This window comes from Providencia sp. AGC89 (assembly GCF_053543535.1).
Genome location: NZ_JBIXLP010000001.1, coordinates 101,275 through 113,959, shown reverse-complemented (window position 1 = coordinate 113,959; position 12,685 = coordinate 101,275). Strand labels below are relative to the sequence as shown.

Below are 12,685 nucleotides of genomic sequence, written 5' to 3'. Positions count from 1 at the left end.
TCATGCAAAGTAAAAAAAGTGAAATATGGGTGGGTTGTTTTATGTTGCTGGCGATAGCCGCAATCATTTTTTTGTGTTTAAAAGTTGCTGATTTGAAGTCGATTGGGAGCCAATCTACCTACCAAATCTCTGCCTCTTTTGAAAACATTGGAGGTTTAAAAGAAGGCTCACCAATTAAAGTCGGTGGGGTGGTTATTGGTCGAGTTGCCAGTATCACTTTAGACAAAAAAAACTATATTCCCGAAGTTAAAATTGATTTATTGAGCGAGTACGACAATATTCCTGACTCTAGCTCACTTTCAATTCGTACTTCTGGGTTACTAGGGGAGCAATATATCGCAATGAATATTGGCCCAGATGATGAAGAGTTAGGTATTGCAATATTGAAAAATGGCGGGCGTCTAGAAGACACTAAGCCTGCCATGGTGCTAGAGGATCTCATCGGACAGTTCTTGTATAAGAGTGGTGATAGTCAAGGTACAGAGCCAGCGACAGAGTAATTTGAAGCTCTCTTTGAATAGTAAAGGAATTAATTATGTTTAAACGTTTAATGATGGTTGCCATGCTTGTTATTGCTCCATTTGCTATGGCGGTAGACCAAACCAACCCTTATAAATTAATGGATGAAGCGGCAGCGAAAACTTTTAATCGATTAAAAGCAGAACAGCCGAAAATTAAGCAAGATCCTGAGTATTTAAGAACGATTGTTCGTGAAGAGCTTTTGCCTTATGTTCAAATTAAATATGCGGGCGCTTTAGTGTTAGGCACCTACTATAAAGGTGCAACCCCAGCGCAGCGTGAAGCTTACTTCAAAGCATTCGAAGCTTATCTAGAACAGGTTTATGGCCAGGCATTAGCGATGTATCATGGGCAAACTTATCAGATTGCACCAGAGCAACCTATCGGGGATAAAAACATTGTTGCTATCCGTGTAACAATCGTTGACACCAATGGTCGCCCACCTGTACGTCTAGATTTCCAATGGCGTAAAAATAGTAAAACAGGTTACTGGCAAGCGTACGACATGATTGCAGAAGGCGTGAGTATGATCACCACCAAACAAAATGAATGGGGTGATATTTTACGTAAGCAAGGCGTTGATGGCCTAACAAAACAGTTAGAAGCTAGCGCAAAAGCCCCGATTACTTTAGAAGAGAAAAAGTAATATGAGCCACCCGTTAGCATGGGAACAAACAGAAATGACATTGCATCTAACGGGGACGTTAGACCGCGATTCTTTAATGGTGTTTTGGGATAAAAAGACGGTATTACTAGAAAGCATAGGTAATATCAATGTATCCGGTTTAACACATGTTGACTCTGCAGGTCTTGCGATGCTAGTTCGTTTAAAAGGCGAGTTCCAAGCTAAGAACCGCTCGCTGAGTATTACTGGTATTAGTGAGAACTTGAAAACATTGATTGAACTATATGGGGTTCAAACGGTGATTGCGAGTTAGGTTAAATGTCCTAAACTAAGTCAAGTTATGTAAAAATAAGCGCCTCTATGTGCTTTTCAGCTCGAGAGGCGTTTTCTTTGGTTTAAGTGTTAAGCTTAATCCTTTAGGATAGGGTCTTGCCTTGACTGCTCCGATTACGATGTTTTGATATAGGCAACGAAACATGGTGAGTTAGGGTAATATTATAAATCACAAATAATTAATAAAATTGAGTCATTATGGATACCAACGAAATTAAGCAAGTATTGATGGATAAGCTGTCTCTGGATGAGGCTATTGTTACTGGTGATGGCAGCCACTTTCAGGTTATTGCCGTCGGTGACATGTTTGACGGCATGAGCCGTGTTAAGCAACAGCAAGCAATTTATGCGCCTTTGATGGAGTATATTGCGGATAACCGCATTCATGCTTTATCAATTAAAGCGTACACCCCTGCGCAATGGGAGCGCGATCGTAAACTTAGTGGTCTTTGATTTCAAAGCCTAAGCGAACAGCCTGTAAAATTCGACATACGAGAACACTTGAATGGATAAGTTTTTAGTTAAAGGGCCAACCCGGTTAGAGGGTGAGGTGACTATATCTGGCGCAAAAAATGCGGCATTACCAATCTTGTTCGCTGCTTTATTGGCTGAAGAGCCAGTAGAAATTCAGAATGTCCCTCATTTAAGGGACATTGATACCACCATTAAATTACTGAATCAGCTTGGTACGAAAGTTAAGCGTAATGGTTCTGTGTATGTCGATGCCAGCACTGTGACAACTTATTGTGCACCTTATGATTTGGTTAAAACGATGCGTGCTTCTATTTGGGCATTGGCACCATTAGTCGCGCGTTTTGGTCATGGTGAAGTTTCTTTACCAGGTGGTTGTGCTATCGGTGCGCGCCCTGTTGATTTACATATCTCTGGTTTAGAACAATTAGGCGCAAATATTGTTCTAGAAGATGGTTATGTAAAAGCAACAGTAGACGGCCGTTTGAAAGGCGCATGCATTGTGATGGACAAAGTCAGTGTGGGTGCGACTGTTTCTATTATGACAGCAGCAACGTTGGCTGAAGGTACGACAACGATTGAAAATGCGGCTCGTGAGCCAGAAATTGAAGATACTGCTAATTTCCTTAATACCCTTGGTGCCAAAATTACAGGTGCAGGTACTGACCGTATTGTGATTGAGGGGGTTAAGCGCTTAGGTGGCGGTGTCTACCAAGTTCTACCTGATCGTATCGAAACAGGGACATTTTTAATCGCCGCCGCAGTTTCTCGTGGGAAAGTGATTTGTCGTAATGCACGCCCAGATACACTTGATGCTGTATTAGCTAAATTACGTGAAGCTGGTGCGAAAATCGAATTAGGGGATGACTGGATTAGCTTAGATATGGAAGGTAAACGCCCGAAAGCAGTTACTTTACGTACAGCACCACACCCAGGTTTCCCAACGGATATGCAGGCACAATTTAGTTTGCTCAACCTTGTTGCTGATGGTGCAGGGATGATCACCGAAACGATTTTTGAAAACCGTTTCATGCATATTCCAGAGTTGATCCGAATGGGCGCTCATGCTGAAATTGAAAGTAATACTGTGTTGTGTCATGGCGTTGAAAAACTGACCAGCGCCCAAGTGATGGCAACAGATTTACGCGCTTCAGCAAGTTTAGTTATTGCGGGTTGTATAGCCGAGGGGACTACGACGGTTGACCGTATCTACCATATTGACCGCGGCTATGAGCACATTGAAGATAAATTACGTGGTTTAGGTGCCGATATTCAGCGAGTACATTCTGACGATTAGTCATATTGTTAGCACAGGTCGGTAGTAAACCTATTGACTTAGTTAAACCCAAAAAAAGGTTGTTCTTCGAATGGAACAACCTTTTTTATTACAAAGAGAATGAATAAATTAACCCGCTTGGCCTTCAGGGATTTCCTCAATAATAACATCAATATTTTTGACTTCGCCATCCCGTAATATTTGTACTGCGGCTTTACTTCCGGGGCGAATTTCAGCCACTAAATCCATGGTTTCTGCCGCCGAAATGGCAGGCTTACCATCAACGGATAAAACAATATCACCTTGCAAAATCCCCGCTTTGGCGGCAGGCCCATTCGGAGCCACTTGGAAAACACGTAAACCTTGTATTTGATTGATATTATTATTGTTTGACCTAATTTGTGGTAGTTCGCGGGCGGTGACCCCAATGTAACCACGGATCACCCGACCATCACGGATTAGTTTATCCATGATTTTAGTCGCTAGTGCCGTTGGAATAGCAAAACTTAGCCCTTCAGAGCTAATACCTTGGCCTGCGGTAAATGAAAGCGTGTTAATACCAACTAATTCCCCTTCAGTATTGATTAATGCACCACCTGAGTTACCTGAATTAATTGAAGCATCAGTTTGTAGGAAGTTTTGTCGGCGTGTTGAGCTTAGCCCTACACGGCCAGTTGCGCTAATAATACCTTGGGTGACGGTTTGACCAATATTATAGGGGTTACCAATAGCAAGAACGACGTCACCAACATGGGTAACACGCTTGGTGTTAATGGGGATTACAGGCAGGTTGTCTGCGTCTATCTTAAGCACTGCGAGGTCAGTTAATGAATCCGAACCGACTAACAAGGCATCAAAGATAGCGCCATCTTGTAAGGCTACAAGGATTTGGTCTGGGTTATCAACAACATGTTTATTCGTAATGATATAGCCATTTGGGCTCATGATTACGCCAGAACCGAGAGATTTTAGTTCACGACCAGATTGGGAAAAACTGCCCTTGGAACTACTATACACATACACTACAGCTGGAGCCGCACGGCGCACAGCTTTATTATAACTGACGGGTTCGCTATTTGTTTTACCATACAGTAAGTCAGCTAAGCCTTGAGGACGCAACGAAGGAACCGCAACGATAATAATCAATGCAGTTAACAGGCCAAGCATGACGGATAAAGTTAGCTTCTTAACCATAAAATATCGAACATTCAGTTATTTTTTCAACGTACCCTTGAGCATAACATAAAAAAACAGGCACAGCAGAGTGATACTGTACCTGTTTTATTGATTTTAAGATGGAGTTTAATAAATTAATTTTTCATTAATAGATACAAGGTTTCCCCATCACGCAATACTTTCATTGCTAGCACTGGTGGCTTACCGTCAATAATTTTACGGAATTGGTCAATGGTCTCCACACGTGAGTCATTGACACCAAAGATTAAGTCACCTTTCATTAGGCCAATTGCAGCCGCAGGTGATTTTGGAGCCACGCTATCTACTTGGACACCTTTGGTATTACTGATAATTGCATTAGAAATAGTTGCACCTAATAAGGATTCACTTAGTTTTTCTGCTTTAGTTGCCGTACCTTCATCGTTCTCTAATACCACTTTGACATCAATTGGTTTACCAGAGCGGATTAAGCCAATGGTAATTTCTTTACCTATTTGGCTAGTACCAATTTTAGCTCTCAACTCAGCGAAACTGTTAATACGTTTACCATCAACTGAGACTAAGACGTCACCAGATTTAATACCCGCTTTAGCAGCAGATGATTTAGGAATAACTTCACTTACAAAGGCACCGCGTTGTGCATCAATGTTAAATGCTTTTGCGATATCGGAGTTCATCTCCGTACCTTTAATTCCTAAAATACCGCGTTTAACTTCCCCATGTTTAATCAGTTGTTCACTTAGGTTTTTAGCCATATTACTTGGGATAGCAAAACCGATACCGATATTACCGCCACCAGGGGCTAATATTGCAGTATTAATACCGATTAGCTCACCATTTAGGTTAACTAATGCACCACCTGAGTTACCACGGTTAATTGAGGCATCTGTTTGGATAAAGTTTTCCAAACCTTCAAGATTTAATCCACTACGACCTAATGCTGAGATAATCCCTGAAGTTGCCGTTTGGCCTAACCCAAATGGGTTACCAACTGCGACAGCAAAATCACCAACACGTAGTTTATCTGAATCTGCAATGCTAACAGCCGTTAAGTTTTTAATATCTTTGTTATTCGTGATTTTCAGTAATGCGATATCTGTTTGTGGGTCTTTACCAATCAATTTTACCGCGATTTCACGACCATCATTTAATTGGATTTGAATTTTGTCCGCACCATCAATTACATGGTTATTAGTTAAAATATACCCTTGTTCTGCATCAATAATTACACCGGAACCAAGCCCTTCAAATGGGCGCACGCTTTGTTGTTGTGATGGAACATTTGGGCCAAAAAAGAATTTTAGCTCTTCAGGAATTTGTTGATTTTGTACACGAGTCCCTGATACATGAATATTGACCACTGCGGGTAATACTTTTTCAAGCATTGGGGCTAGGCTTGGTAAATTTTGACTTTGTGCTGTTACGGGTAATGAAGCGGGTAATGCTGCACTGCTAACGGCAGGAATAGCGGCTAATGATAACCCTAGGCTCATTGCTACAGCGGTAAGAAAAAAGTTTTTTCTTTTCATAATTTAGTCGATTCTCTCAAAAATAATTATCAATTCACTGTGGATACATTTTTGGGAGTAACACAATGAGTTGAGATATTGGTTGGTATCAGATTCAATTTTACTGAAGACTATGACTATAGATTATGCGCAAAAGTTCCCTTTACGGGTAGCGAATATCCATTCTTTTACATCTATTTACATGCAACTTAAGTGAAACTTTAACTTCTATACAGTTGCTAAATAAATCATTAAGTTACATTTAGATGGAAATTTTGTTCAGATTTATTAAATGAGTATTTAAAAGCAGAAGATACAGGTGGAATAATAAAATTCAGTGAATGTTATAAGGAATCACCAGTAAGTGGCACTTACTGGTGATAAACGAAGAAAATTACTTTTCTTTCTCTTCAAGAGGGCGGAACAAGCCTGATGCGCCATCAGAGTAATCTCTTGGTGGCATTTTAACTGGTGCTTGGTCGTTATCTGCCTCAGACTCCGTTAAGCGATAGTTAAATGGGTTATCTTGTGCAGGCATATCAGGCATCAATTCAGACGAACTTTGTGCCATGTGTTGATACAGTTGACGGTAGTCACGCGCCATTTTATCCAATAGTTCTGCGCTGCGAGCAAAATGGCTAACAAGCTCTTTACGGTACTCTTCAAGTTCAGTGCTTTTTTTGTCTAACTCAGCTTGCGCTGTTTTTTGTTGGCGAAGTTTTGGGTTACCATAACGGACAACTAGTGCGCCGATGATAAAACCAACAATTAATCCTATTAATGCATACTCCCAGGTCATGCTGACTCCTTCATTACTTCAATGTTCACAGATTCAATGTTCGCAGAAATTAAGTGTCGTTACCGTTACTATACCTTAAATAATTCAAGTTGCATGTAAGCGTCAAGTAAAGCATTTCAACATATTGTAATTTGACAATTAAGTGATGAGAAAACCCACAAAACTTGAACTAGCTAAACTAAAGTTATTCAGAACTTAAAGGTAGAATCTTAAGTTGAATTTCCTTACTCTATATCGATTCGTTAACCGAAAGTTAAATGATAACTGAATCTGGTTATAATAAAGGCAGTGTATATCAAATAACGGTAAAAAAACCGAAATTTTTAAGGATTATTCAGTTAATGTCACCAATGAGCCCTACAATGCGTTATCAACAAGCGTTAGCTGATGGGAATTATCAGCCTGATGACGTACAAAAGCTTGCTGTCGAACGCCTAGATAAAATTTATCAGAACCTCGTTAATGCACCTTCAATTGTTCCTAGTGAAAAACCTTCTGGTTTAAAGCAACGTTTTAGCCGCTTATTAGGCAAAACTCCGACTACATCGATAGTGCCTGTACAAGGGTTATATATGTGGGGGGGAGTGGGTCGTGGAAAAACATGGCTAATGGATATGTTTTACGAAAGTTTACCAGGAACACGTAAACTTCGTTTGCATTTTCATCGTTTTATGAAAAAAGTACAAGAAGATTTAATGGCGTTACAGGGGCAAGAAAACCCGTTAGATATTATTGCCGATGAATTTAAAAAACACACTGACGTGTTGTGCTTTGATGAGTTTTTTGTCTCTGATATTACTGATGCAATGATTTTAGGTACTTTACTTGAGGGGTTATTTGCTCGGGGTATAACGTTAGTGGCTACCTCGAATATTATTCCTGATGATTTGTATCGTAATGGTTTGCAGCGTGCTCGTTTTTTACCTGCGATCGAGCAAATTAAAAAGTATTGCGATGTAATGAACGTCGATGCAGGGATTGACTATCGCTTACGGACTCTAACTCAAGCTCACCTATTCTTGTCGCCAATTAATAGTGAAAATCGTCAACATTTGGATGACATTTTTGTTAAATTGGCCGGGAAGCAAGGTGAACAATCACCGGTGTTAGAAGTTAATCACCGCAAAATGCAGGCGATCCGTACCGCGGAAGGGGTTTTAGCAATAGAGTTTAAGGTGCTTTGCGAAGAGCCTCGTAGCCAAAACGACTATATCTATTTATCGAACTGTTACCATACTATCTTGTTATATAATGTACCTGCCATGGGTACGAACGATGAAAACTCCGCTCGCAGGTTTTTGGCCTTAATTGATGAGTTTTATGAGCGTAAAGTTAAATTAATTATTAATGCAGCAGTACCGATGGAATCGCTTTATCAAGGGCAATTACTGGCGTTTGAATACCAACGTTGTTTGTCCCGTTTACAAGAAATGCAAAGTGAAGAATACCTTAAAATCCCACATTTGGCTTAAGTGGACAAACCCTTAAGTCGATAAACCATTGGTATTTTATCGAGCAAACGCCTTGGAATGCACAATTTAAGTACAAATTAGGGTGTTTATTCGAATAAACGTAAAAAAAATGCATTTGGGGTCGATTTTTGTTGCTGACTTCTCTATAATCTTGCGACCCCACGTTACAGCATTGTTTTTTATTTCCCAAAAAATAATGCATTAATGCCAGTTAGGCTGCTCGAAGGGGTAGGTTTACTGGACAAAGAGTCGTGTGAACCTCAGAAAGCTTATGAACATGAGTGTTCACCAACGTGTAACTTCAATATTGGGTAAGTTTTAATGAAAACTTTTACAGCTAAACCAGAGACCGTAAAACGCGACTGGTATGTTGTTGATGCAGATGGCAAAACTTTAGGCCGTCTTGCAACTGAAATTGCTAGCCGTTTACGCGGTAAGCATAAAGCGGAATACACTCCGCACGTGGATACTGGTGATTACATCATCGTTCTGAATGCAGAGAAAATTGCTGTTACCGGCAATAAACGCGAAGACAAAATCTACTATCGCCACACTGGCCATGTAGGTGGAATCAAGCAAGCAACTTTCGAAGAAATGATTGCTCGCAGTCCTGAGCGTGTGCTTGAAATCGCGGTTAAAGGCATGTTGCCAAAAGGACCTCTGGGTCGTGCAATGTACCGTAAACTGAAAGTTTACGCAGGTAATGAGCACAACCACGCGGCTCAACAACCGCAAGTTCTTGACATTTAATCGGGATTATAGCAATGGCTGAAAATCAATACTACGGCACTGGTCGCCGCAAAAGCTCATCTGCTCGTGTCTTTATTAAGCCGGGTAGCGGTAACATCACAATCAATCAACGTACACTGGAACAATACTTTGGTCGCGAAACTGCGCGCATGGTTGTTCGTCAGCCGTTAGAGCTGGTTGAAATGTTAGAAAAACTGGATCTGTACATCACTGTTAAAGGTGGTGGTATTTCAGGTCAAGCAGGCGCAATCCGTCACGGTATTACACGTGCACTGATGGCTTACGACGAGACTCTTCGTTCTGATCTGCGTAAAGCTGGTTTTGTTACCCGTGATGCGCGTTCTGTTGAACGTAAAAAAGTGGGTCTGCGCAAAGCACGTCGTCGTCCGCAGTTCTCCAAACGTTAATTTATTGCCCTTTGGGCATGAAATTAATGAAAAAACCCGCCTTTATGGCGGGTTTTTTATTGTCTGTTGTTTTTGATTAATTAATATTGGTAATACTTGATTAAATATAGCGATTAAAAAGAAATTGATATAATTTGTAGAAAAAAGAATTATTTAGTTTAGAATTTAAAATTATTATTAGTTGGGTGTTATTTAGTTCATTTATTTATTATTAAATAACCAAAGTATGGATTCAACTCCAAGGATTTAAGTCCATATATAAGTGTATTTTTAGTTAATAAAACTATTTTTTTTGTGATTTAACCTGTCATTGAAATATACTTATGATTTTTTCGATGCTTCCCCCCTAAGCTGTACAAAATCTGTTAGAATATGTGCCTGTTTTTTATTTCGGATTTCTCGCCTTTATTGTGCGGGAGGGTTGTGTTGGCTTTCAGTATGGATAAATGAAAGACGGACACTGGGGATTTTAAAATGGGTAATCGGTAATTAAATACTTAATTACATTTCGTCCATTTTGTATTTTGGAGGTTTTAATGGCTGTCGCTCCTAATAAACGTTCGGTAATGACATTGTTCTCTAGCCCAACTGACATTTTTAGCCATCAGGTACGTATTGTTCTGGCTGAAAAAGGAGTTAGTGTTCAAATTGAATATGTTGAACCTGGTCAGCAACATAAAGATTTGATTGACCTCAACCCATACCATAGCGTTCCAACGTTGGTTGATCGTGATCTAACGCTTTATGACCCACATATTATCATGGAATACCTTGATGAGCGTTTTCCTCATCCACCATTAATGCCTGTTTATCCAGTTGCACGTGGTACAAGCCGTCAATTAATGTATCGCATTAAAAATGACTGGTATTCATTGATGGACAAAATTGAGAAAGGCACGGCACAAGAAGCTGCAAATGCCCGCCGTCAATTATCTGAAGAGCTGATCGCAGTTTCTCCTGTTTTTGCTGAAATGGACTTCTTCATGAGCGAAGAATTTAGCATCGTCGATTGCTATTTGGCTCCATTGCTGTGGCGCTTACCTGTACTCGGTATTGAAATTAACCCATCAATCAGCAAATACTTACATTTTTATATGGATCGCGTTTTTGACCGTGACGGATTCAGCGCGTCATTGACGGATGCTGAAAAAGAAATGCGCGAGTCTAGACAGCCTATTAGAAGAGGCTAAAAATGATGGAAATGACACCAATGTCACCACGTCGTCCTTATTTGTTACGTGCCCACTACGAGTGGTTACTTGATAACGATATGACTCCGCATTTGGTGGTTGATGTCACCGTTCCCGATGTAAACGTTCCTATGGAGTTTGCTCGGGATGGGCAAATTGTTTTGAATGTAGCGCCTCGAGCCGTCGGTAATTTCGAAATCACCAACGAAGAAGTGCGTTTCAATGCCCGTTTTGGTGGTGTGCCGCGTCAAGTGTATGTTCCAATGTCAGCAATTATGGCGGTATATGCACGTGAAAATGGGGCTGGTATGATGTTTGAACCTGAGACTGCTTATGATGCAGAGTTATCCTCAGGGGTCGAAGATATTGAAGAACCAGAAGATAATATTACTTTAGTTCATGAAGCTGACCTTCCTGATGAAAGTTCGCAAGAACCATCAGGTGATGAGCCACCTAGGCCTCCGAAAGGTAGACCTGCACTAAGAGTTGTCAAATAACAGGCTTATCAGTTTTCATTACTTTAGAAATCAAGTAATAACGATCAACAGAGGGGATAATCCCTCTGTTTTTCTTTTTTTTTAAGTATTATTCGGTAATTAAACACCGAGAAAAAGCAAAATTCCTTCAGCTGCTCCGCGGCCATCAGCAATCGCAGTGACTACAAGGTCAGAACCCCTAATGGCATCTCCCCCTGCAAATATCTTTTGATTGGATGTTTGGTATGGAAAACCCGTATGATGACTAGCTAAGATATGACCGTGCTGATTATGCTTAACATCTTGCTCTGCTAACCAAGATTGAGTGTATGGGTGAAAACCAAAAGCAACAATAACCACATCAGCTTCGATAAAAGTATTTGAATTTTCAATGAGTTCTACTTGATAACGCCCATCTTTGAGTTCACCTTTTTGGGTTCGAGAAGCATAAATGCCAGTAATCTGACCATTTTCATTGGTGGCTACTTTGGTCGCTTGGGTATTAAAATAAAATTGAACACCTTCGTCTAATGCATTCGTTATTTCTTTTTGCGACCCGGGCATGCTTGCTTTATCTCTACGATAGACACAATTAACCTGTGCAGCGCCTTGACGAATAGCACTCCGAGTGCAATCCATCGCGGTATCCCCCCCACCTAAAACAACCACGCGTTTTTTATGTAAATCAATGTAGGGTTGGTCTGTAGATGCAGGTAGTGCCATTAAATGACGGGTATTCGCGATTAAATAGGGCAGAGCCTCATACACGCCTTGAATTGATTCAGTTGAGAGGTTCCCTTTAATTGACTGATAGGCACCTGTAGCAATAAAAATAGCGTCATAGGTGCTAAGAAGCGCATCTAACGAGAGGTCAACACCTATTTCAGTATTAAGCTGAAACTGTACCCCCATTTCTGCCAAAATTTCATGTCGCTGCATCATAACGTGTTTTTCTAACTTAAATGCTGGGATACCAAATGTCAGTAGTCCCCCAATCTCGGGATGTTTATCAAAAACGATAGCCTCGACACCATTACGAACAAGAACATCGGCACAAGCTAGCCCAGCGGGGCCAGCCCCAATAATAGCAACACGCTTATTGACTGGAGAAACATGAGAAAGGTCGGGGCGCCAGCCTAATGCAAAGGCAGTATCATTAATATAGCGTTCAATGTGGCCAATAGTCACTGCACCATGGTCGTCATGTAGTACACAAGCGACTTCGCATAACTTATCTTGGGGGCAAACACGGCCACATATTTCGGGTAAACTATTGGTGTGATGGGACAATTCAGCGGCTTCAATGATACGCCCTTCAGCTGCAAGTTTAAGCCAACTAGAGATTGGGTTATGTAAAGGGCACTTCCATTCACAAAAAGGGCTACCACAAGACAGACAACGACTTGATTGTTGTTGAATATCAGAAACGTTATCAGGCTCATAAATTTCAACAAACTCTATTTTACGGGTTGCCAGTGCTTTTTTGTGTGGCTCGCGGCGTTGTAGGTTGAAACTGTTAGAATTCATGGTGTTCCTTAATGAACTTTGTCTGATTTCACTTGGTAAAACTTGGCGTTTTCTTTTAAGTTTATCGCCCATATTTAAAGATAAACAGCATTAATATTTTGTTTTTCAATTGATTGTGATTAAGATTTACTCAGAATGAGTTTTTACCCGAGTAGA

The 12,685-nt window shown here is 40.6% G+C and carries 14 protein-coding genes; 10 read left to right on the top strand and 4 right to left on the bottom strand.

Going from position 1 to position 12,685, the window contains the following annotated elements; all coding sequences use genetic code 11:
• Positions 1-2 precede the first annotated feature (2 nt).
• The 5 genes from mlaD to murA all read left to right on the top strand — a co-directional run bounded on the left by mlaD (position 3) and on the right by murA (position 3,245).
• Entirely contained in the window at positions 3-500 is a 498-nt protein-coding gene (gene mlaD / locus ACIPUA_RS00530) for an outer membrane lipid asymmetry maintenance protein MlaD (protein ID WP_042846214.1), read from the top strand.
• A 35-nt stretch (positions 501-535) separates the two neighbouring features.
• Positions 536-1,165, top strand: a complete 630-nt coding sequence (gene mlaC / locus ACIPUA_RS00525) for a phospholipid-binding protein MlaC (RefSeq protein WP_042846213.1) — start codon at positions 536-538, stop codon at positions 1,163-1,165.
• 1 nt (position 1,166) lies between these two features.
• Positions 1,167-1,457 (top strand): lipid asymmetry maintenance protein MlaB, encoded by a 291-nt coding sequence (mlaB, locus tag ACIPUA_RS00520; RefSeq protein ID WP_042846211.1) that lies wholly within the window; start codon positions 1,167-1,169, stop codon positions 1,455-1,457.
• 218 nt (positions 1,458-1,675) lie between these two features.
• The gene (ibaG, locus tag ACIPUA_RS00515) at positions 1,676-1,930 is read left to right on the top strand and encodes a BolA family iron metabolism protein IbaG (protein WP_042846210.1); all 255 of its coding nucleotides are present in this window, start codon (positions 1,676-1,678) and stop codon (positions 1,928-1,930) included.
• Between the two features lie 52 nt (positions 1,931-1,982).
• The gene (gene murA / locus ACIPUA_RS00510; protein ID WP_042846209.1) at positions 1,983-3,245 is read left to right on the top strand and encodes a UDP-N-acetylglucosamine 1-carboxyvinyltransferase; all 1,263 of its coding nucleotides are present in this window, start codon (positions 1,983-1,985) and stop codon (positions 3,243-3,245) included.
• A gap of 108 nt (positions 3,246-3,353) precedes the next feature.
• Here murA and degS read toward each other — a convergent pair whose 3' ends face one another.
• The 3 genes from degS to zapG form a co-directional block, all read right to left on the bottom strand.
• Positions 3,354-4,418 (bottom strand): outer membrane-stress sensor serine endopeptidase DegS, encoded by a 1,065-nt coding sequence (gene degS, locus ACIPUA_RS00505; protein WP_166685151.1) that lies wholly within the window; start codon positions 4,416-4,418, stop codon positions 3,354-3,356.
• Between the two features lie 116 nt (positions 4,419-4,534).
• On the bottom strand, positions 4,535-5,929 hold the full coding sequence (locus ACIPUA_RS00500) for a Do family serine endopeptidase (protein WP_042846207.1): 1,395 nt from the start codon (positions 5,927-5,929) through the stop codon (positions 4,535-4,537).
• A 373-nt stretch (positions 5,930-6,302) separates the two neighbouring features.
• On the bottom strand, positions 6,303-6,707 hold the full coding sequence (gene zapG, locus ACIPUA_RS00495; protein WP_042846206.1) for a Z-ring associated protein ZapG: 405 nt from the start codon (positions 6,705-6,707) through the stop codon (positions 6,303-6,305).
• 341 nt (positions 6,708-7,048) lie between these two features.
• Here zapG and zapE point away from each other — a divergent pair, with 341 nt between their 5' ends.
• From zapE to sspB, 5 genes are all read left to right on the top strand, one after another.
• Positions 7,049-8,179, top strand: a complete 1,131-nt coding sequence (gene zapE / locus ACIPUA_RS00490; RefSeq protein WP_042846205.1) for a cell division protein ZapE — start codon at positions 7,049-7,051, stop codon at positions 8,177-8,179.
• A gap of 321 nt (positions 8,180-8,500) precedes the next feature.
• On the top strand, positions 8,501-8,929 hold the full coding sequence (gene rplM, locus ACIPUA_RS00485) for a 50S ribosomal protein L13 (RefSeq protein ID WP_004258237.1): 429 nt from the start codon (positions 8,501-8,503) through the stop codon (positions 8,927-8,929).
• 14 nt (positions 8,930-8,943) lie between these two features.
• The gene (gene rpsI / locus ACIPUA_RS00480; RefSeq protein WP_004258235.1) at positions 8,944-9,336 is read left to right on the top strand and encodes a 30S ribosomal protein S9; all 393 of its coding nucleotides are present in this window, start codon (positions 8,944-8,946) and stop codon (positions 9,334-9,336) included.
• Positions 9,337-9,872: 536 nt separating this feature from the next.
• Positions 9,873-10,526, top strand: coding sequence for a stringent starvation protein SspA (sspA, locus tag ACIPUA_RS00475; RefSeq protein WP_042846204.1), 654 nt, complete (start codon positions 9,873-9,875; stop codon positions 10,524-10,526).
• Positions 10,527-10,531: 5 nt separating this feature from the next.
• Positions 10,532-11,023, top strand: a complete 492-nt coding sequence (gene sspB / locus ACIPUA_RS00470; protein ID WP_042846406.1) for a ClpXP protease specificity-enhancing factor — start codon at positions 10,532-10,534, stop codon at positions 11,021-11,023.
• A 99-nt stretch (positions 11,024-11,122) separates the two neighbouring features.
• On the opposite strand, the gene ACIPUA_RS00465 is transcribed toward sspB, so the two are convergent.
• On the bottom strand, positions 11,123-12,529 hold the full coding sequence (locus ACIPUA_RS00465; protein ID WP_042846203.1) for an FAD-dependent oxidoreductase: 1,407 nt from the start codon (positions 12,527-12,529) through the stop codon (positions 11,123-11,125).
• Positions 12,530-12,685: the final 156 nt, after the last annotated feature.